This window comes from Lactobacillus sp. B4007 (assembly GCF_026535895.1).
Taxonomy (GTDB): Bacteria; Bacillota; Bacilli; order Lactobacillales; family Lactobacillaceae; genus Lactobacillus; species Lactobacillus panisapium.
Genome location: NZ_JAFNPA010000003.1, coordinates 72,177 through 92,751, shown reverse-complemented (window position 1 = coordinate 92,751; position 20,575 = coordinate 72,177). Strand labels below are relative to the sequence as shown.

The following is a 20,575-nucleotide window of genomic DNA, read 5'->3' as shown; positions in this document are numbered from 1 at the left end:
ATTAAAAAAACACGTTTGAAAAAAATGACAAACATGTTCCTTAATTAATATTTAGATGATTTCGTCCGTCCATTCCACTCATCAAAGCCATTTTTAAGCCATTTAATTGAAGAGAAGTGCTTTTTTTGTAAAAATCTTGCTGCACGAAGAGTTACTGATAACGAATCTGAATAAAGGTAAACTGGAAGATCTGCTCTTAATTCAGAATATTGGTACTTCAACATGGTATAAGGCAAATTCCGTGCCCCATCAATGTGCTTTCTTTTGAAGGGAGCTTTTTCCCGTAAATCAACAATCTGGGCTTTTCTCATGCCCTGATTGAACTCATCATTAGTCAAATCACCGTTACCTAAGCGCTTAGTTTGAATTTTATTCCATAGCCAAACCAGAACAAAGGCAAGGATGATAACAACCAATACCACATCTACAATAATTAAAAAAGTTGACATAAATTTTCTTCTCTCCTATCAAAGTTTATAAAAATAATATACTCCTAAATTAGGAGCGATGCTTATTTTTCTCAAGCTTTTCTTCATATTCGTGTTCCCGGCGAAGAATTAGCTTAGCAATTAAATAGTCATGCTGATCAATTAAATGCGCACGATTAATATTATCAAGTTCCAGCGCCATTAATTCAATATCCCAAATTCTTTTGCCAACATGGACCATAATGCCATATTTTTCAAGAAGTTGTTGAACATCGTATAAAGTTTTCATGATAATTTGATAACCATACCCATTCTGACAGTAGCCACACAATAGACAATCAATACGGCGGCAGCCACCACTCTTTCCTTAACAGAGTAATGGTGGGTTGTCCGATCACCGAGGATAATTGCAATTAGAAAGCCGACTGCTAAACCGCCAATATGGCCCTGAATATCGATATTAGGCGAAAACAAATCAAGCACAATATTAATCACAGCTAGCCAAAAAGCCTGCTTACCTAAATAAGAAATAACTGGATTGGCACGATTCTTTACTGCAACTGCAGTCATGGCACCAAAAAGGCCAAATAACGCAGTCGATGCACCAGCACTTAAAGAACTGTCACTACCAAGAGCCAAGCTGAGCAAATTGCCCCCAACACCAGCGGATAGATACAGAAGTAAAAAACGCCAGTGGCCCAATAATGGTTCAATATAAGTACCAATGTAATAGATCATCACCGCATTAGAAGCTAAATGCATGATCCCAATATGTAAAAACTGAGCCGTAAATAAACGCCACCATTGGTTTTGTCCCACAACAGCAAGATTATTCATTGCGCCCATTTTTACTAAAACATAGGCATTCTCTGAACCACCTTGCATCACTTCAATTAAAAAGACTACCAAAAGTGTCAGTAAAATGGCAACAGTAATATAACAGTTTTTCAAATATTGTCGTTGATTCATCTTAACCTCATTTATTTTTGCAAGATTGAATTAGGCGTAATAATAGTTTGAATCGGGATATCTGTTTGTTCAACATTCCAAGTCGCGGTTTCAAAAATCATTTGTGAGTTTGCCAAAGCAACAGTTGCTGCATTCGGATGTTTAGCTAAAAATCTGTCGTAGTATCCCCCACCAAATCCAACACGTTGATGGGAATCGCGAGCAAAGGCCAAACCAGGAACAATGATTAAGTCAAGCTGGTTATTGACTTTTGCCTTAGGATCTTCAACTTCCTCAACACCAAATTTTGTTTTACCAAGCTTCGTAGTGTAATTATATGAAAGAAAATCTTGTGAACGTTCAGGATTGTCATTAGCGCGGGCTAAATAGACATCCATACCCTGATCCCATAAATAGGCAATTAATTTAGAGGTATCGACTTCATATGATAAAGAAGAAGTTACTCCAATACTTTCCTTGCCATCTAAAATTTGTGAATTAATGAAATTCGTGAGCAAAGCTTGATCTTCAGTATCTTTTTCAGTACTATCCGCAAAACTGCTCAATCTTTCTTTTTGTTTTTGCCGTAGTTCTTTTTTATTCATGCTTATTCCATACAAAAAATAGCAGGAGCATAGGCCCTTGCTATAGTTAGTTTATTACTTAGTTTCACGATGAAGAGTCGTATGTCTTTCAACTGGGCAATACTTCTTCAAACTTAAACGTTCCGGATGCTTACGCTTGTTTTTCTTAGATAAGTAACTTCTATCTCCACATTCGGTGCATTCCAAAATGATGTTATCTGCCATTTCTTTCACCACCTAAATTCTTTATTCTGACTGTATAAGTTTAGCATTTCTCTGGACTTTTTACCAGCGATAATTACCAAATTTCTATTTTTTATGTAGTTTAAAGTAATCTTGAACCATTGCCTTAGTCATTTGCAGCGTATAAGACCCTTCTAATTCTGGGTCTAAACCTGGAAAGACAACAGCCGTAGCAATTTCCGCATTATTAGAAGGTGCATACCCGACAAAGGTGGCATTAACCAACTCCGGCGGATTTTTCTGGTTAGGGTGATCAGGATCATAGTAAAAGGTTTGCGCCGTACCAGATTTACCTGAAATCGATGGTTTGACATCCTTTAGTTTGTGGGCCGTTCCCCAAGAATTGGTACCATGAACTACTCGCCAAAAACCTTGCCGCACAACATCTAATTCACTTGGGGTCCAAGGAATTTTCAGCTGGACATTAGGCTTTTTATTATAGTCAATGTAAACCTTTTTGCCATTACTTGCTGTTCGACCAATTGACTGCACAACATATGGCTGCATCCTATAGCCACCGTTGGCAATAGTTGAAACATATTGCACCATTTGAATTGGCGTGTAGGCGTCGTAGTTACCGTATGACAGGTCAAGAACAGAACCAGAAAGAATATTTCCGTGTTCATCAAAAGACTTACCCTGAATACCTGATATTTCACCCGGCAAGTCAACGCCGGTTTTTTGACCCAACCCAAACATATTAAAGTTATGCCGCAAAGTATCAAATGCGGTCGAAGGCATATGAATGTATTGTTTAGGAATATATTTTGCATGTACCCAGTTCATCGCCAAGTGCATCATGTAAATGTTACTGGAAACTTCCAAAGCGGTCGAAGCATCAAGAGCACCAAAGGTTCCAACCGGATAAACTGATTTTTTAATCGGTGTTCCTGGAAGATAAACTGGCGTATCCGGTAAGACATTATTAGTTGGCGTGATTACGTTATTGATTAAACCGCCACTAACCATTGCTCCCTTAACAGCAGACCCCATAACAAATGCTTGGTTAATTACACCGAGAGCATTGTTAGTTGTTTTATTCTTCTTCGGATCACGACTAATACCGGCTACAGCTAATAATGCACCTGTTTTAGGATTCATTGCAACCGCATAAGCACCATTAGAATAGCGAGCCGCACCAGAAGCAATTGCTGAAGAATATATTTGTTGTAAAGAGTTCTGCACTTCTTTTTGATATTTGGCATCTAAGGTCAAAACTAAGCTTGCTCCAGCCTGACCAGAGTAAACTGACTTAGTCTGTTCAATGTTGCCTGAACTCTTAGTCCAAATTTTGCTAGTGGATTTAGTTCCCTTTAATAAAGGCTCATATTCTTGTTCTAAGTAGGAAGTACCCACGCGATCATTACGAGAATAACCGTTAGTTAAATAATATTGTAAATTATCACTTGGCAAGCCGGCCTTTTCTGTTGATACAGATCCGATAATACTCTGAATTGAAGACCCGTTAGGATATGATCTCTGCCAATCTGTTCCAATTCCAACACCGGGTAAATCGGATAAGTGTTCCCCAACTTCAGCTATTTCTTTATCAGTCAAATCGCTGTTTTTTAAATAAATTGTCGATAAAGTATAGGCACCCGAGATTTTGTTATAAATCAGAGCCGCCGTTTTTTCCCGATCGGTTAATTTAATGTGTTCAGCCCGCACTTGGTCATGAATTCGATTATTGATTAGTTCATCATCTTCTGTTGCCCTGATTGACTTGGGCACTTTAGCAGTTTCTTTTGTACTATTTTTCTTATAACCCAAGTAATAATCAATCACTTGTTGTTCAGTTGGTTTTTCGTTCTTGATGCGAATATACTGGCTAAGCTTATTTGAAATAGAATAAATATCATCAGCAGTTGTAGAAACACTTTTGGTGTAAGTAATAGCATTTTTGGCTTTATTACCAACCAAAATACGGCCCTTGCTGTCATACATCACTCCCCGAGGTACTTGGCTGGAAACGACGGCGGAATTTGATTTTTGTACTTCGGCTTTAAACCGCGACCCATAGCCAATTTGCAGATAAGCCAGCTGCCCAATTAAAGTCGCAAAAAGTACAAAAATAATCGCCAAAATGATTTTCATTCTAATTGGCGTTGAAGGTTGATTTTTTGTACTATTAGATTTAGTTTTTCGATTATTCTTAAAAAATTTCACGTAACTCAAACCTCACTAAACTAGTGGTTATTTTACCAAAAACTAGGGTGCAATTCTATTAGTTGGACATTGCTTTGACAAAATTTTACCAGATTTTAGTTAATCCGCATAATTGCGCTGTTTTAATTATCATCATTCTCTGTCAGGATAGAAGAACTTGAAAGCCTTTTGCTAAAATATCTTCTGTATTTATTTCTTTTGTAATAAAATAAATAATATAAAGACTAAGATTAAAATGGAAAGAAGAAACAAAAATGACACTTGAATACCAAATTGGTGTTGATGCTGGTGGTACTCATACTACCGCAATCGCCTATGATATGAGCGGTCAAGAAATTGAACGCAGTGAAGCTGGCCCCGGACAAGTTAATACAGATTACGACAATGCAATTAGTAATATTACCGGAGCTATTAACCAACTAATTGACCAAATTGACGGTGATTGCCAACGGATTTTATGTGGTATGGCTGGACTTTCAGTAATCGGACATGCACCTGAAGTAGCTGCAGAAATTTCTGCTAAGGTTAACAATTTGCCTACTAGAGCTGTAACAGACTCACTACTTGCCTTGTATAGCGGGCTTGAAGGTGAAGATGGTGGACTAGTAATTGCTGGTACTGGTTCAGTCTTTAATGGACTACAAAAAGGGCGAATCATTACCACTGGTGGTTATGGCTCAATTTTAGGTGATGAAGGTTCTGGTTATGCAATTGCCTTAACTGCCTTAAAAGCCGCACTTTTAAGCTGGGACAAACGCGAAGAAAATGCCTTAATTCCAATGTTTAATGACCTATTTAAGACTGATAATATTGTCGATGGGACCGCTAAATTCTACCAAATGTCCAACCCAGAAGTTGCCTCAATGGCCGTTAGCGTAGCAAAGCTTGCCGATAATGGTGATCAAGATGCTACTGCTGTAATTAAAGAGCAAGCTGAATTGCTTGCCCGCGATATTATTATCGGAATGGATCGCTATGAGGAGCCTAAGCCAATGCGGATTGCTCTGACCGGATCAGTTCTAGCTAATAATGCAATGCTGCGCAACTTTTTAGAAGAAAAGGTTAAGGAGCATTACCCTAATGCGGAATTCTCTATTTCAAACGGCGAAAATGCTCGCGGCGTTATTTACGATAAAAGTAAGGATTACCGCTACTTTACAAGTCGGTAATATTTACTTAAAAATACTAAAAAACAGATTACTGGTTACAGTAATCTGTTTTTTAATTAAAGAATTTTATTCTTCAACTTTGTTGATAACAACGTCGAACTTACCACCTGGGGTGGCAATAGTGACTGTTTCGCCTTTTTTCTTGCCTAAAATTGCTTGTGCAATTGGTGAATCGTTAGAAATCTTTCCACTTAATGGATCAGATTCATCACTTCCGACAATGGTGTATGTTTCTGGTTCGTCTTCACCAACCTCAGTATAAGTAACAGTCTTACCAACTGCTACTTCATCGGGGTCACTTGAATTAGCATCTACCACATGAGCATACTTTAACATTTCTTCAACAACGTTAATCCGATCTTCAAGATGACTTTGCTCATCCTTAGCAGCATCATATTCTGAGTTTTCAGATAAGTCACCGTAAGAACGCGCAACCTTAATTCGCTCAATTACTTCAGGACGCTTAACAACTTTTAAATTTTTTAATTCTGCCTCAAGTTTTTCTTTTCCTTCGGCAGTCATTGGATATGATTTCTCAGGCATAAAATTTCCTACTCCTTAAAGTTAAAATTCTTTTTGCACTGGTCTATAATATTGATTTCTGTGCTTAAAGTCAACCTCTAACGAATTTCCGCACCAAGTTGATTCTCTAAGCTACTTGTAATTTGAGCAGTTACTTTATTAACAACTTCATCAGTTAACGTATCTTGCTCATTTAAGAAATGAAGTCGGTACGCGAGACTCTTCTTATTATTTTCAATATGTGACCCTTGATAAACATCGATTACGCGCAAGTCGTGCAAATACTTGCCGCCATTTGCTTCAATTACATTTTCAATTTCTTGATTGGTAATATCTTGCTCAACTAAGATTGAGAGGTCGCGATCAATTGCCGGGAATTTAGGTGCTGCTTTGGAAACAGTCTTAGGATTAACAATTAACGGCACAATCAGATCAAGGTCTAATTCATAGCCATATAATTCGCTACCTCTCATTACCTTGCTTGAACGGGTAACGTCATGACTAATCATACCGATCATCCCCACGTACTGCTTTTTAATATAAATTCCAGCAGTCCGAGTCGGATGCATCTTAGCAATTACCTCTGCTTTATATTCAACATCACTAGAATTGATACCAATAGCAGTGAATAAATTAGTTAATTGCCCCTTCACATAATAAAAATCGATTTTTTCTTTATTATGTTGCCAATTTTCAAAATACACATTACCAGAATATAACGCTGCAAGATGCTCATGCTCATTGTAGGTATTGTTTTCAAAGTCATAAACACGGCCTTGCTCAAAAATTGCTAGTTGATTCTGCTTCCGCGCCATGTTGTAACTGGCAGCATCAACTAAACCAGTTAGCAAGTTTTGCCTTAATGTAGAACGACTTGAATTCAGTGGCATCTGAACTTGAACCATTTTTTGAGGTTCTCTCATAAAAGATACAGCCTTTTCAGGTGAGGTTAGCGAATAAGAAATTGCTTCAATTAATCCCTGTCCCTGAACAACATTTTTAATTCGTCTGATAGCTTCTTCTTTTTCAGAATAGCCCCCATGAGTTTCTGCTAAAACTGGCTGGGTTGATTTAATATTATCATAGCCATAAAGTCGGCCGACTTCTTCAACTAAATCAGCAGCAATAGCCACATCCCAACGTCTTGCAGGTACTTCAACAGTTAAATTATCGCCATCGATTTGTGCGGCAAAATTAAGTCTTTCAAACAAGTGTTTAATTTCAGCAGCAGAAATTGATGCGCCAAGTGTCTTATTTAAATATGAAATGGTCGTATGAATAACATCTTGCTTACGCTCGGTTTCAGTAGCGGTAATGACGCCTTCATTGATTGTTCCGTTAGCATCATTGCGTAATAATAAGGCAGCTATATCAAGCGCTCTTCTAGTTGCATCCCAATTAACGCCCTTTTCATAGCGACTGGAAGCTTCGGTTCGATTAGCGTGGCGTAATGCTGCTTTTCTGATCAAAGTTGGATCAAAAATTGCTGACTCCAGAATAACATCTGTAGTGTCGTCCTTAATTTCTGAATTAAGTCCACCCATTACACCGGCCATCATAACCACTTCGTTTCCGTTCGTGATTACAATATCTTCTGGATCAAGGTCAACATTTTTATCATTAAGGAGCGTGAGTTTTTCGCCCTTGTTAGCTTTTCTAACTACCAGCTTGTTAGTTGCAAATGCTCTGGCATCATACGTATGCATCGGTTGGCCAGTTAGCAGCATCACGTAGTTAGTAACATCAACGACATTATTAACTGGGCGAATTCCGGCATTCCACAAGCGTTTTTGCAGCCAAAGCGGACTGTCAGCAACTTTTACTCCGCTAATCTTGCGTAGGTAAAACTTCGGGGCAAGCTGAGAATCAACCTCGGTGTTAAAATTGCTTGTCCAATCAGGACCATCTGCCCTTAAAGTTACGTCTTCAATTTTAACCGGCTCGTCGACAATGGCACCTACCTCGTAGGCAGAACCTTCCATTGACAGCGTATCTGCCCGGTTAGGAGTGATATCAAAATCAAAAATATAATCATCCATTCCTAACGGTGCAAAAGCAGCTTCACCAGGCTTAACATCAGCATCTTGAGGGAAAACATAAATTCCATCGGTATATTTTTCTGGAACAAGATTATCAGCAAAACCAATTTCTTGTAAACCACAGATCATACCATCAGATTGATAACCACGTAATTTACCCTTTTTAATTTTAACGTTGTCGGCAATGCGGGCCCCAGGAAGGGCTACAACAACATCTTCGCCTGCAGCAACATTAGGAGCACCACAGACAATTTGATGAGGTTCATCTTCACCAACATCAACGTGAGTTAAATTAAGGTGGGTGCCCTCAATTGGCTCACAGTCTAAAATATGTCCGATGACGATTTTTTTCAAACCTTCTTCAGGGTGCTTTACTTCGGCGACTTCGACACCTGTCCTAGTAATTTTTTCACCTAATTCATTTGGATCCTGATCCAATTTTAGAAAATCTTGTAGCCATTGATATGAAACTAGCATTATCTTTCCTCCCTACTGAATTGTTCTAAGAAACGGACATCATTGGTATAGAAATCACGAATGTCATCAATGCCATATTTAAGAATCGCAAACCGGTCGAGTCCAACACCAAAAGCAAACCCGCCATATTTATTTGAATCAACACCAGCATTTTCAAGTACATTAGGGTGAACCATTCCTGCTCCCAAAACTTCGATCCAGCCAGTATATTTACAAATTGGACAGCCCTTGCCGTCACAGTTGAAACAGGAAACATCCATTTCGACGGATGGTTCAGTGAATGGGAAGTAACTTGGACGCAAACGGGTCTCACGATCCTGACCAAAAACATGTTTAGTCATCAATTCTAGCGTTCCCTTCAAATCACCCATTGTAATATTTTCATCAACAACGAGCCCTTCCATTTGCATGAATTGGTGTGAGTGCGTTGCATCATCATCATCACGACGATAAACCTTACCTGGGCCAACCATTTTTAAAGGACCTTTAGTAAAATCATGTTTTTCTAAAACTCGCGCCTGATCACCAGAAGTTTGCGACCGTAATAGATCTTCCTTATCAACATAGAAGGTTTCTTGCATATCGCGAGCTGGGTGATCCTTAGGCAAGTTCATCATTTCAAAACAGTAATGGTCAGTTTCAATTTCAGGACCTTGAACAACTTGATAGCCCATTCCAATAAAATAATTTTCCAAATCATCAAGAATGATATTAATTGGATGCTTTACGCCCAGATGAGTTACCCGACCTGGCAAAGTAACATCAATTTGTTCCTTTGCGAGCTGCTCTTCAACCAACTTTTCAACGATTTCATTTTTGGCATCATCTAGTTTTTGGTTAAATAAATCCCGGACTTTGTTGACATTTTGCCCAACTTCTCGTCTTTTTTCAGGCTCAACCTCTTTCATTGAATGCAAAATTTCAGTTAATTCACTTTTGCGTCCGACAAGTTTAACCCGAACATCATTCAGCTTTTCTTCAGTCTTAGCTTGAGAAATTTCGCTTAAGCCCTGCTCACGCAGCTCCTTCAGCCTTTCAAATAAATCCATAAATAACTATTTCCTTTCAAATAAAAAAGCTCCGTCCCCTAAAAGGGACGAAGCTTCGCGGTACCACCCTAGTTTGGGCATTAATAACCCACACTTAAGTTTTCGATAACGGCGAATACCGGAATTGATTAGATCCTACTAGTAAGATGAAATTCACAGATCCGTTTAAACTTTTCTTTCAGCTTAATAAAAAAGTCTCTCTGATTAAATGATCGCTGCTACTAGTCTTACTTTCTGTAATTAACTATAAGAATAATTCATTTCACTCAAACTTGCAAGTAAATATCAAATTCTCATTAAACCCATTTATCTGCCCAATTATGAATTTGATCAAAAACCGGCTTGAGATCTTCGCCTTTTTTAGTTAGACCGTATGAAATGATTTTGGTTTTACTGTCAACTGAACGCTTGACAATTTTTGCTTGCTCTAGTTCTTTCAGACGCTCAACTAAGACACGGTCAGAGCATGCCTTAACGCACTGAGCCAAATCCTTAAAACGCATATAATCACCAGCACAAAGGGAACTAATAATTAGCCCATTCCACTTTTTACCAATGATTTTAAATGCATTTATAAAATGCTGACAGTGCTCATAATCTGTCCCTAAACAGTCAGAACAACCCTTAGTTTTATCGTCTTTAGCCATAATCCATTCCTCCCACAGCAAAGCAATGATATCAACTTATTATAAAAAAAACACTTACTAAAAACAAGGACAATCCATTATGCAAAGTGGTAAATAATAATACCAGCCGCTACGGCGGCATTCAAGGATTCTGCTTGGCCTTTAATCGGGATATATAATTTTTCATCACAAATTGCCGCAATCTCGTCACTAACCCCATGTGCTTCATTGCCAATAACCAAACCAAGCTGCGCTACTTGGGCAAATTCTTGTAGCTGCTTGGCAGTTTTATCTAGCATACTGCTATAAACCGGTATGGCATTGTCATTTAACGCATTGATTACTTCAACTAAGTCAGCATTGATGATATTGATATGGAACTGGCTTCCCTGCATTGCACGCTGCGTCTTGGGATTATAAATATCAACACTATTGGGCGATAAAACTACGCCGTCAAAACCAGCTGCATCCGCAGTTCTAATTATTGTACCGGCGTTGCCAGGATCTGATACATTATCTAGCAAAACCCATTTACCAAAATTAAAAGGGTATTGCTTGGGTTGAGCTATCTTTAAGACCATAAAGATGTTTTGTGAATTTTTGGTACTAGATAAATGATGAGCAATGGCTGAATTAATCAAATAAATATTTTTACCATCTAGGTCAACCTGATAGTCTTCTGCTACTTGATTTAACGCCAGCTCGGTTCCCAGCAAATCGACAAAATTTAAATTAGCTTTAAACGCTTCTTCAATTAAGTGAAAGCCCTCAATTAAATATAAGCCAGTATCTTCACGGTATTTCTTTTGTTTTAATTTAGCTAAATCTTTAATCAGTTTATTATTAACTGAACTAAGTTGTTCCATTTAGTAAGCATCTTCTTTCAAACTTTATTATAATGTAATATCTATCAAATAAAATGGTAAAATCGACTTAGACTGAGTTTAATTTTTATTAGAAAGGAACCATCATGGCATTTTTCAATAATCGACACGAAAAACAGTCACAATCAGCGCAAGATTCATTTGAAACATGGAAACTAACCGCTTCAGGTGTAGTTCAAGGCGTTGGTTTCAGGTGGAGTGTTCTAAACCTTGCCAACAAAATGGGGCTTACGGGTAATGTTTGCAATAATAGCGATCAAACCGTAACAATCACTTTACAGACAAGTCTTGACCACGTCAACCAATTTATTAAGGAGCTGCCCCAAAATGTATCTCCTTATGCCCAAATCTCAACGATTAAAAAAGAAAAGCTGGCAAATGTAGCCAAAATGCATGGTTTTCATGTATTATATTAAGTATTGACTTTAAGAATAAACATTATGGTGAATTGAATGAAGAAATTTCGCAAATATATTGGATTGGCTGCACTTTGTTTTGCAGTCATGTTAATTGTTACCGCTTGTGCGCAAAATGGCAAAGGAGTTACTAAACCTCCTACAGACTTTTTCTATGGCACAATCTATAATTTTATTGGAAAACCATTACAAAATGTCATGCTCTATTTTTCCCACGTTATCGGTGGTGCTAACGGAGCTGGTTGGGCCATTATCTTAATGACCTTTGTTGTTAGAATGGTTCTTCTTCCTCTAATGCTTAACCAGCAGAAGAAGTCGACGACACAACAGGAAAAAATGGCTCGCGTTCAGCCGCAAATGAAGCTAATTCAAGAGACAATGAAGCGCAAGGACTTAACTCAAGACCAGCAATTGACTCTTGGCACTTGGCAACGCGAATTGTATTCGCAGAATAATCTTTCGTTAACAGGCGGAATGGGCTGTCTGCCACTGATTATTCAGTTTCCAATTATGATTGGGATTTACCAAGCGGTAATGTATTCCAAGCCACTTGCCCATTCATTTTTCTTTGGCATTTCACTTAGTGAAAGATCTATTTCGGTAACAATCATTGCGACAATTTTTGCCTTTTTACAAGGATATATTTCTTTAATTGGCATTCCGAAAGAACAGAAGAAACAAATGCAATCAATGATGCTGATGAATCCGCTCATGACACTATTTATTTCACTGTCTGTATCAGGTTCAGTTGCATTATATTGGGCAGCCGGTAATATCTTTTCAGTTATTCAACAATTAATTGTTACCTTTATCATTATGCCAAAAGTTAAAAAAGAAGTTGATGAAGAATTAAAGCACGAGCCAATTAAGGCCGTCGTTACCCAAGAAAAAATTGATGAGTTGCTCAATCAATCTTCTGCGGCACCTAAGGTTAATAAACAGACGCAAGAATTACATCAAAATCTGCGTAACCGGAATAAAGGAAAACAGCATCATAAACATTAAGTAGCTTGCAAGCAAAAGATAGCTTGCGGTAAAGCGATAAAAGCCTCGGAGTTAGAAACAACTTCGAGGTTTTTATTATGGGTAAATTATCTAAGCAAGAAAAAATTGAAGCAAAACTAAGAGGACTAACCCCGATTAAATATCGGCTATTAGTCCTCAATTAAAATTATTAAACTGTCCTAGTTTCTATTTGCCTTTTTTAGCTTTCTCAGCTTGATCACGTTCACGCAACTTTTGGGCTTGCTTCTTCGTTAGAGATGGGAATGCAATTATAAATTGGCTTCCTTGTCCTTCAACTGAATCAACGCCAATTTTGCCGTGATAACTATGAACTAATTTTTGAGCAATCGATAAGCCTAAACCGTTACCACCCTTTTCGCGCGTCCGTGCCTTGTCAACGCGGTAGAACCGGTTAAAGATCTTGCTTTGATCTTCTTTAGAAATCCCTTCACCAAAGTCCTGAACAATAATATGAACCTCGTTTTGCGCTAATCCAGCAGAAATGTTGATTTCCTTGCGATCAGTTGAATACTTGATGCCATTATCAACCAAGATAACAAGTAATTGTTCCAAGTGTCCCTGATAAATTTGAATTTGCGTATCTTGCGGCATATCATCCATATCAAGTCTGATGACAAAGTCTTTATGAACCATTGACATGTCGCCAGCAACACGTTTCAAGACATCAGCGACATTGGTAACAGCATTCGGGTATTGAACATTAATCTGTTCAGCTCTAGTTAAATCTAGCATTTCCTGAATTAAATGCTGCATTCTTTTGGCTTCCTGAAGAGAAGCTTTAATTGACTCCTCAAGAATTTCCGGATCATCTTTACCCCAGCGTTCAAGCATATTCAAGTGCCCTTCAATTACCGCCACTGGAGTTCTCAACTCATGCGAAACATCCCCAACAAATTCTTTTTGCTGGTCAATATAACGCTGCATACGATCAAGCATTTGATTAAGCGAAACCGCTAATTCCTGCAGTTCATCGTGCCGGTGAAAATCGCTAATTCGGGCAGTACTGTTTGGATCCGCATTAACTTCCAGAGCAACTCGCGACATTTCCTTAATTGGCTTCACGATCCCGCGAACAATGATAAATGCGATTAACGTGAAAAAGATAATTGCAACTGCAGATATACGAATCATCCATTTGAGAAGGTCCTTCATCAAGCCGTTATAGTAAGACATTTTATTGGCAACAACAATGTAACCAGTTACCTTACCCTTATGCGCATCACGAACCTTCTGGTAAGTTAACAATTCTTTTCGCCGGCCCTTATAGACGGTTTCTGAATGAAAATTACCCTTAAATTGTTTAAATTTAGGAATTACACCGCCGTTATCAAATACATCTTCTTTTTCAAGGTTATAAACGACCACGTTTAAATCTTTATTTGTTAGTGAAGATAACAAGTCATCATTGAAGGCGTTATTGGGATGCTCATCAGGATTAATTGGCGGATTACCTTGCAAAATTTTTCGTGCCGATGGTGTAAGCGCAGGAACAACATTAGATATCTGCAATTCGCCATGAATCTGGTTTAAACTGTCATTAAGCTTAACCACCATTTCACGCGAAGTTTCTTTTTGCTGCACCATTGATTGCTGACCAACAATCGAATAAATAATGACCGAAAAGATAATAAAAGAGACCATAATTGTCAAAGCGACAATACTGACCCAACGTACAATAATAGATGAGTGCTTGGTCCCTAATTTTTCCTGTTTCTTACTTCTTTTCATCATCTTCATCTCTTACCATATATCCGGTACCCCGAACGGTCTTGATATATGATTGTTGACCAGGGATGTCGATTTTATTTCGAAGGTATCTAACATAAACTTCAACAACATTGGTTTCAATATTAGAACCTGGTCCCCAAATCTTGGATAATAATTGGTCGCGACTTACAACATTGTTCTTGTTCTTAATTAACGTCATTAACAAATTGTATTCACGTTTAGTCAAGTCAACAGCCTTACCGTCACCGCGACGAACGATCCGGTTTGCAGTTTCAATTGTTAAGTCCTTAAACTTGATGACCTTCTTTTCGATTGTGTCATCGGAAGCTTCTTTTTCGATCTTAACTCGGCGTAAAACAGCACGAAGCCGTGCTAATAATTCTTCAATCGCAAATGGCTTAACAATGTAATCATCAGCACCATGATCAAGTCCAGAAACACGATCAATAACAGAATCACGCGCCGTCATCATTATAATTGGCGTACTCTTAACTTGACGTACACGACGAGCAATTTCCAAACCGTTTAAGTCAGGCAGCATCAGGTCAAGCAAAATTGCATCAAAGTCTTCGTTAAGTGCAAGGTCTAAAGCTTTACGTCCGTTACTCTCAACAACTGTGTCATACTTTTCGTGTTTTAACTCCAACTCAACAAAACGAGCTAAGTTTTTTTCGTCCTCAACAATTAAAATTCTTGCCATTCTTCTATCCTCTATATTCACTATTAAATGCTTAATCAAGTTAAATTTCTTTTAATAAGTTAAGCATACTTTAAAAAAGCTCTTAAAACAAGATTAATAAATCAGGATATGAATATCACTGATTTTTGCACTATTTTATACTATTATTTATCTTTATTTTCACCGTTATTATTTTCATCAAATAATGTCTTTAGCTTTGCAAAAGCTGGGTTTACGCGTTCTTTTTTGCTCTTATCAAACGCTTCTTCTGAGATAACAGACCAACCATCGCCTTCGGGATAAACATTTTCTTTTTCTTCCTCCGGAGTCAAAATGGTAATTGGAATATTAAGCAAAATATTGTCCTCAATTGCAGTCTGTAAATCGATTTTATCATCGTCCACTTTAACAATTGGAATCTCACTCTCGTCTAGCTTTTCCTTAGATACTTCATCTTCGGTGTAATTTTCCGTAAAATGAAAATCTTGCTCGAAATCAACCGGTGCTAAACTGCGGCTCGAAGGAACGACGAGCTTCGTTTTAACCTGAAAATCTCCTGTTACATATGGCGAATTATAAAATAATTGGCCAGTAACAAGCACATTTTTTACTTCGTATACCAAATCTTTACTGCGCTCTAAAAATTCAGGACGCACTTGGACTTCCTGCTTAAGTGAAGTGATTGGTTCCCTATTATTCTTAATCTGTGAAAAGTTAATCGTAAGCATCTTAAACCTCCAAAGGACGTCGACCAAAGTTCTGATCAACCTGCATTATTTGTTCATATAAGCGGTCAACCCGTAACTGTAAGTGCATTGAGCCCTGACGGCTATTTTTTTGATCAACCTTAGAAATGATATTAGCAGCTGTAGCTTTTCTAATCTGCTTTAAGTAATTTCGCCCTAATTTGCTATACCCTAACAAAAATAATGCTTCATCATTGAAACTGGCGATAATATCATCCTGTGTAACGTTTAGCAGCGTATAAAGTGCAAGACGGCGCAATCGCGAATAGGTATAGCGCTTGGACTTTATCCGTCGTAAAAATTCCGTAAAGTCACGTGCTAAATGAATTTCCTGCTTAAGCTTATATTCAAGCCCTTCACTCATTTGATAAATATCATGTAGCTGCTCAACAGACGAAGACTCAAGCCGATATTTTAGAAACGGAAACAAAATATTCCAATTCGGATATGCCTTTTGCTGGTATAAGTTTTGAACTTCTTTCTTAGGCATCCATTGCTCTAATTCAGCATTTACCTGACTATGCAAGATGATATTGCGAATTGCGCTCGCGCTTTGAACTACTCCATTACTTTGCAAGTCATCATCATGACCAGCACCAATTCGGTTAATTGGGTGCAGAGACAGTGGCGTACCCAAATTATGATTAGCTACAGCATAAGCCAAAGCCAAGATAGCATTGGGCTCGTTAACTTCATGGCCAACTTCACGGGCAACCATTTGATTATATTGCGTCGAATAGGTCTGACTATAATCGTTAAAGTCCATGTGACTTTGTGGTATTTCAGCAATCTTACTGCCTAAATAAGCAAAATTTTGCGTTGCATCTTCTACACCAAAGACTAAGTCAGTCACACCTAACTTAGCCAATTGATCAATACTACCTAAAGAAAATAGGTCAGCAGGCTGCACCGCCGTCGAAAAAGGTAGTTCAAAGACTAGGTCAGCACCACTTTCAAGTGCAGCTTTTGCTCGCGACCATTTATCCATGATCGCCATTTCGCCTCTTTGAACATAATTACCAGACATTATCACCACTATTGGATCTTTGTCTCCCGCAATATAACGAGCTTGGTTCATTAAAAACTCATGTCCACTATGAAAGGGATTATATTCAGCAATGATCCCGACTACACTCATGCTTTGCTAATCTTCCTCTAACTCTAATTTTTTACCACTAGTCCATAACTTTTCAACATTGTAAAAGTCACGCGCCTCTTCGGTAAAGACATTAACAACAACATCGCCAAGATCAAGCAAAAGCCAGTTAGACTCGCTAGATCCTTCAACACGATAATCATAAAAGTCAGCTTTATGTGCTTCATCAATAATTGCATTGGCAATCGCATGTAATTGGCGATTTGAGCCTGCACTGGTAACAACATAATAATCAGCTAAAATGCTGTAGCCTTGCATATCATAAGCTGCAGTATCCTCACCATGGCGATCGCTGATTGCTTTTAACGCAAAAGCTAAGATTTCTTTACTAGTCAATTTTTCTCCTTACTATTTTTTGATACTCCACACATTATAGGAATCTAATGTAAGTGGATAGATTTTACTTCGTTTACTAATTAAAAATTCGAGGGTATGTGCTAACTGATAGCCTACGCCTTCATCAAGATTGGCATAGGTTACATCTCTTGCTTCTTGCACTCCTGCAAAAGTTCTTCCCGGTTCAATATAATCAGCCATGTAAACTATTTTATCGAGCGTGGTCATTTCCGTATCAGCGGTTGTATGCCGCCTCACAGCAGTCAATATCTCTTCATCCGTAATTTTTAAATCACGTTTAATAAAATATGTTCCTACGATGCCATGCCAAATTGCGGGGCCCCAGTTGAGTAAATCGAGATCAAACCCTTGTGTTTTAATGGCAGTTTGAAAATCTGCGGGTGAAACCTGCTTAGCATAGTCATGAATAAAGCCAGCTAAAGCTGCTTTATCTTCGTCATAGCCATTTAAGTTAGCAAGTTTTCGTGCAGTTTGACTAACACCAATGCAATGATCAAAACGGTGCTGATCCATATTATTTTTTTCCCGGTTAACAATCTCATCGCTACTTAGCGGCGAAAACGTTTTTTTAAAAAACAACTCATTCATGGTATAAACCCTTTTTTTGAATATAATTTCTAACTGAATCAGGTACAAGATACCTAATTGAGCCACCCATTGCAATAGTTTGCCTAATTGAAGTTGAACTCACGTCCAATCCGGGTACATCAACCCAAATCATCGGTAATTCAGCTGATTGTGGGTAGCCAGCACGCTTTACACCAACTAAGGTAGCTAATTGCGCAATTTTGGTTGGTTCTTTCCATTGCTGGAAGTTATTAACTTGGTCACTTCCCATAATCAAGAAATATTGATTTTCAGGGTGTAATTCATGCAAATAACGCAACGTATCAACGGTATAAGAAACCCCCCCGCGGGTTAATTCAAACATTTTTACTTGAAAATGCGGATTATCCTGTGTGGCTAATTCAAGCATGTTTGCCCGATCTTGCGCTGAAACGACTGGAGCATCTTTTAGTGGGGGAATATTAGTTGGAATAAACCAAATTTCATCAAGATGTAGTTTACTCAAAACTTGTTCACCCACAATTAAATGTGCTGTATGTACCGGATTAAAAGTTCCGCCTAAGATACCGATCTGTTTACCTTTTTTAGGCTCAATTTTTTCTTCTTTTAGCTCAACCGCCGGAGTTTTTTCAAAACTTTTTGCAATTGCAATCATATTTTCCTCTAAATTAACGCACGTCTAATCCCTAAGCCAATTTTACCAGGAGTATAGATTTTAACTAAACAATCTGCCGGAACCGTCACAAAACCAATTCCACCAAAAAGTAAATCACTCTTATAAGAAGTATGCAATTCCTGACCCTTAAGTTCTGGTAATTCGCTGTCTTCTTCTGGCGGATTAAGCAATTCTCCTACATGCCTTTGGTAAAATTCTGTAGCGTTTTCTGTTTTTGTCCGGTGAATATATAAACCACGTGCAGCATAAACAGTAAAGCTAGCAGGGTTCCCCTTTAAAAAGTCAATTCGGCCCAAACCCGCTAAAAACAGCGTATTACCAGGTTTTAATTGGTAAGTAGCCGGTTTAAGAGGCTTTTGCGGTGATATTACTGCCAATTCTTTAGCATTTAACCGCGTAGCCAGTTGATTTTCCGTCATTATTCCCGGTGTATCAACCAAAAAATGACCATTTTCCAACGGAATTTCAATTTTGTCTAAAGTAGTACCAGGAAAACGGGAAGTTGTAATCAGATTCTTCACGTCTCCCATTTCATCAATAATCGCGTTTAATAAAGTCGACTTACCAACATTTGTCATTCCGACAAAATAGACATCTTTATCTCGTGAACCCTTATTTAGATATGAGATTAACTCAGTTAGGTTCTTTTTGTTTTTAGCACTAACTAAGAAAATCTTTTTGGGAAATAGTCCAACTCGATTAGCTTCTTGACGCATCCAATCCTTAATTTTACTTTGTTTTGAATTTAGGGGAAATAAATCAAATTTATTTCCAACCAAGATGAATTCATTATCACCCACAAATCTCTTTAATGAAGATAAAAGTGAATTAGTAAAATCAAAAAGGTCGACCACATTGACAATCAATGCTTTTTTAGAAGCTAGTGAATTGAGTAAGGCCAAAAAGTCATCGTTATCAGCATCCACTGGCATTATTTCATTATAATGCCGTAAACGAAAACAACGCTGACAATAGATGTCGTTACCCTCATCTTCACTTTCGATTGCCTTTTTTAAACGCGATGCAGGCAAGTAGCCCGCTTCTTCGGGGTTATCGGATTGTAAAACAGCTCCACAACCGATACAAATAATATTATCATCCATTTTTTAATGTCTCCTTGAATGTAACTGGATGTGAAATAGCTAAAAAGAAAAAGATAATTCTCTCAAAAAAACGATTTATTCTGGTATTCCATTTATCTGTTTGAATTAATGGCTTAACCAAAACTGATTTCACTCCAGCTAAATTTCCAGCTTGAATGTCAGTAATTAATTGATCGCCAACCATCATTACCTGCTTTTGCGAAAGATTCATATTCTCCCGCTTTTTAGTTATAGCAAAAGGTAACGGCTTTTTAGCTTTTGCGACATAAGCAATGTGATAAGGATCTAGCACTTTACCAATTCGCTCAGCATTATTATTAGAAATGACCACCAATTTAATATCAGCAGCAGCCAAGCGGCGATTAAGTTCATCCATCTTCTTGGCTGTTTCGAATTCATTCCATGCAAGAAGCGTGTTATCTAAATCTGAGAAGACAGCTTTAATTCCCATCTGTTTAAGCACGTCAGTATCTAAATGATAGATTGTGTCAATTGTATAACGTGGCCTGAATAACATTCAACTTCCCCTTCATTTAACATTTCCCTAATCTAATATATCAAAAAAATAGCACGAAGTGATAAATTTTGACATAAAAAAATGGCGCTAATGCGCCATTTTTAAATTAATTTAAAGCCTTTTTAGCAGTTTCAGCTAATTGTGCAAAGGTCTTTGAATCGTTATAAGCAATATCAGCTAACATTTTACGGTTAATGTCAACACCAGCTACTTTCAAGCCGTGCATTAACTTAGAATATGAAAGATCATTTTGTCTTGCTGCCGCATTGATTCTAGCAATCCATAATTTTCTAAAGTCGCTCTTGCGTCTTCTACGGTCACGGAATGCATATCTGTAAGAAACAAATAATTGTGTACTTGCAGCTTTAAATTGCATGTGCTTTGCGCCACGGTAACCCTTGGCAAGCTTCATAACCTTCTTACGACGTTTACGTGTAACTGTTCCACCCTTAACTCTTGGCATCTAAAA

Annotated in this window: 24 protein-coding genes and 1 other annotated feature; of the genes, 3 read left to right on the top strand and 21 right to left on the bottom strand. The window is 37.9% G+C overall.

The annotated features are described in order from the left end of the window. Positions 1-44 precede the first annotated feature (44 nt). The 6 genes from J3U54_RS05710 to J3U54_RS05685 form a co-directional block, all read right to left on the bottom strand. On the bottom strand, positions 45-449 hold the full coding sequence (locus J3U54_RS05710; RefSeq protein ID WP_267385409.1) for a rhodanese-like domain-containing protein: 405 nt from the start codon (positions 447-449) through the stop codon (positions 45-47). 49 nt (positions 450-498) lie between these two features. Next, on the bottom strand, positions 499-717 hold the full coding sequence (locus tag J3U54_RS05705) for a YqgQ family protein (RefSeq protein ID WP_103751850.1): 219 nt from the start codon (positions 715-717) through the stop codon (positions 499-501). Further along, positions 714-1,397: a rhomboid family intramembrane serine protease gene (locus J3U54_RS05700; protein WP_103751851.1), complete on the bottom strand. Its 684-nt coding sequence runs from the start codon at positions 1,395-1,397 to the stop codon at positions 714-716. The genes J3U54_RS05705 and J3U54_RS05700 overlap by 4 nt, the downstream gene beginning before the upstream one ends. A gap of 11 nt (positions 1,398-1,408) precedes the next feature. After that, the gene (locus tag J3U54_RS05695; RefSeq protein ID WP_267385408.1) at positions 1,409-1,981 is read right to left on the bottom strand and encodes a 5-formyltetrahydrofolate cyclo-ligase; all 573 of its coding nucleotides are present in this window, start codon (positions 1,979-1,981) and stop codon (positions 1,409-1,411) included. Between the two features lie 54 nt (positions 1,982-2,035). Next, a complete protein-coding gene (rpmG, locus tag J3U54_RS05690) occupies positions 2,036-2,185 on the bottom strand; it encodes a 50S ribosomal protein L33 (RefSeq protein WP_081945351.1) in 150 nt (49 codons plus the stop codon). An 84-nt stretch (positions 2,186-2,269) separates the two neighbouring features. Next, positions 2,270-4,297 carry a peptidoglycan D,D-transpeptidase FtsI family protein gene (locus J3U54_RS05685; protein ID WP_267385558.1) on the bottom strand — a complete coding sequence of 676 codons (2,028 nt, stop codon included), beginning with the start codon at positions 4,295-4,297 and terminating at the stop codon, positions 2,270-2,272. Between the two features lie 326 nt (positions 4,298-4,623). Here J3U54_RS05685 and J3U54_RS05680 point away from each other — a divergent pair, with 326 nt between their 5' ends. Next, positions 4,624-5,538 carry an N-acetylglucosamine kinase gene (locus J3U54_RS05680; RefSeq protein WP_103751853.1) on the top strand — a complete coding sequence of 305 codons (915 nt, stop codon included), beginning with the start codon at positions 4,624-4,626 and terminating at the stop codon, positions 5,536-5,538. Between the two features lie 66 nt (positions 5,539-5,604). Here J3U54_RS05680 and greA read toward each other — a convergent pair whose 3' ends face one another. The 5 genes from greA to J3U54_RS05655 form a co-directional block, all read right to left on the bottom strand. After that, complete coding sequence (gene greA, locus J3U54_RS05675) at positions 5,605-6,081, bottom strand: transcription elongation factor GreA (RefSeq protein WP_103751854.1); 477 nt, start codon at positions 6,079-6,081, stop codon at positions 5,605-5,607. 77 nt (positions 6,082-6,158) lie between these two features. Next, entirely contained in the window at positions 6,159-8,576 is a 2,418-nt protein-coding gene (gene pheT / locus J3U54_RS05670) for a phenylalanine--tRNA ligase subunit beta (protein WP_267385406.1), read from the bottom strand. Continuing rightward, a complete protein-coding gene (pheS, locus tag J3U54_RS05665) occupies positions 8,576-9,625 on the bottom strand; it encodes a phenylalanine--tRNA ligase subunit alpha (protein ID WP_103751856.1) in 1,050 nt (349 codons plus the stop codon). The genes pheT and pheS overlap by 1 nt, the downstream gene beginning before the upstream one ends. A 40-nt stretch (positions 9,626-9,665) precedes the next feature. Further along, positions 9,666-9,869 (bottom strand) — a binding site (T-box leader). Between the two features lie 52 nt (positions 9,870-9,921). After that, on the bottom strand, positions 9,922-10,272 hold the full coding sequence (locus tag J3U54_RS05660; protein WP_103751857.1) for a winged helix-turn-helix transcriptional regulator: 351 nt from the start codon (positions 10,270-10,272) through the stop codon (positions 9,922-9,924). Between the two features lie 77 nt (positions 10,273-10,349). Next, positions 10,350-11,117: a TrmH family RNA methyltransferase gene (locus J3U54_RS05655; protein ID WP_267385405.1), complete on the bottom strand. Its 768-nt coding sequence runs from the start codon at positions 11,115-11,117 to the stop codon at positions 10,350-10,352. Between the two features lie 104 nt (positions 11,118-11,221). On the opposite strand from J3U54_RS05655, the gene J3U54_RS05650 reads away from it, so the two are divergent. Both J3U54_RS05650 and yidC read left to right on the top strand, forming a co-directional pair. Beyond that, the gene (locus tag J3U54_RS05650) at positions 11,222-11,551 is read left to right on the top strand and encodes an acylphosphatase (RefSeq protein WP_220219918.1); all 330 of its coding nucleotides are present in this window, start codon (positions 11,222-11,224) and stop codon (positions 11,549-11,551) included. Between the two features lie 36 nt (positions 11,552-11,587). Continuing rightward, complete coding sequence (gene yidC, locus J3U54_RS05645; protein WP_103751860.1) at positions 11,588-12,556, top strand: membrane protein insertase YidC; 969 nt, start codon at positions 11,588-11,590, stop codon at positions 12,554-12,556. A 186-nt stretch (positions 12,557-12,742) separates the two neighbouring features. Here the strand turns inward: yidC and J3U54_RS05640 are convergent, their stop codons facing one another. From J3U54_RS05640 to rplT, 10 genes are all read right to left on the bottom strand, one after another. Further along, positions 12,743-14,314, bottom strand: a complete 1,572-nt coding sequence (locus J3U54_RS05640) for a HAMP domain-containing sensor histidine kinase (RefSeq protein WP_220219919.1) — start codon at positions 14,312-14,314, stop codon at positions 12,743-12,745. Beyond that, positions 14,292-15,005 (bottom strand): response regulator transcription factor, encoded by a 714-nt coding sequence (locus J3U54_RS05635; protein WP_103751862.1) that lies wholly within the window; start codon positions 15,003-15,005, stop codon positions 14,292-14,294. Before J3U54_RS05635 ends, J3U54_RS05640 begins: the two co-directional genes overlap by 23 nt. Positions 15,006-15,148: 143 nt before the next feature. Further along, positions 15,149-15,712: a DUF177 domain-containing protein gene (locus J3U54_RS05630; protein WP_267385400.1), complete on the bottom strand. Its 564-nt coding sequence runs from the start codon at positions 15,710-15,712 to the stop codon at positions 15,149-15,151. 1 nt (position 15,713) lies between these two features. Then, entirely contained in the window at positions 15,714-16,868 is a 1,155-nt protein-coding gene (locus J3U54_RS05625; protein ID WP_267385399.1) for a nucleotidyltransferase, read from the bottom strand. A gap of 6 nt (positions 16,869-16,874) precedes the next feature. Beyond that, positions 16,875-17,222 (bottom strand): ribosome silencing factor, encoded by a 348-nt coding sequence (gene rsfS / locus J3U54_RS05620; protein ID WP_220219922.1) that lies wholly within the window; start codon positions 17,220-17,222, stop codon positions 16,875-16,877. A 12-nt stretch (positions 17,223-17,234) separates the two neighbouring features. Further along, entirely contained in the window at positions 17,235-17,831 is a 597-nt protein-coding gene (yqeK, locus tag J3U54_RS05615; protein ID WP_267385397.1) for a bis(5'-nucleosyl)-tetraphosphatase (symmetrical) YqeK, read from the bottom strand. Beyond that, a complete protein-coding gene (locus J3U54_RS05610) occupies positions 17,824-18,465 on the bottom strand; it encodes a nicotinate-nucleotide adenylyltransferase (RefSeq protein WP_103751867.1) in 642 nt (213 codons plus the stop codon). The genes yqeK and J3U54_RS05610 overlap by 8 nt, the downstream gene beginning before the upstream one ends. 8 nt (positions 18,466-18,473) lie before the next feature. Beyond that, entirely contained in the window at positions 18,474-19,589 is a 1,116-nt protein-coding gene (gene yqeH / locus J3U54_RS05605) for a ribosome biogenesis GTPase YqeH (RefSeq protein WP_267385396.1), read from the bottom strand. Continuing rightward, positions 19,582-20,106 (bottom strand): YqeG family HAD IIIA-type phosphatase, encoded by a 525-nt coding sequence (locus J3U54_RS05600; protein ID WP_267385395.1) that lies wholly within the window; start codon positions 20,104-20,106, stop codon positions 19,582-19,584. The genes yqeH and J3U54_RS05600 overlap by 8 nt, the downstream gene beginning before the upstream one ends. A gap of 106 nt (positions 20,107-20,212) precedes the next feature. Further along, positions 20,213-20,569: a 50S ribosomal protein L20 gene (rplT, locus tag J3U54_RS05595; RefSeq protein WP_103751870.1), complete on the bottom strand. Its 357-nt coding sequence runs from the start codon at positions 20,567-20,569 to the stop codon at positions 20,213-20,215. Positions 20,570-20,575 lie beyond the last annotated feature (6 nt).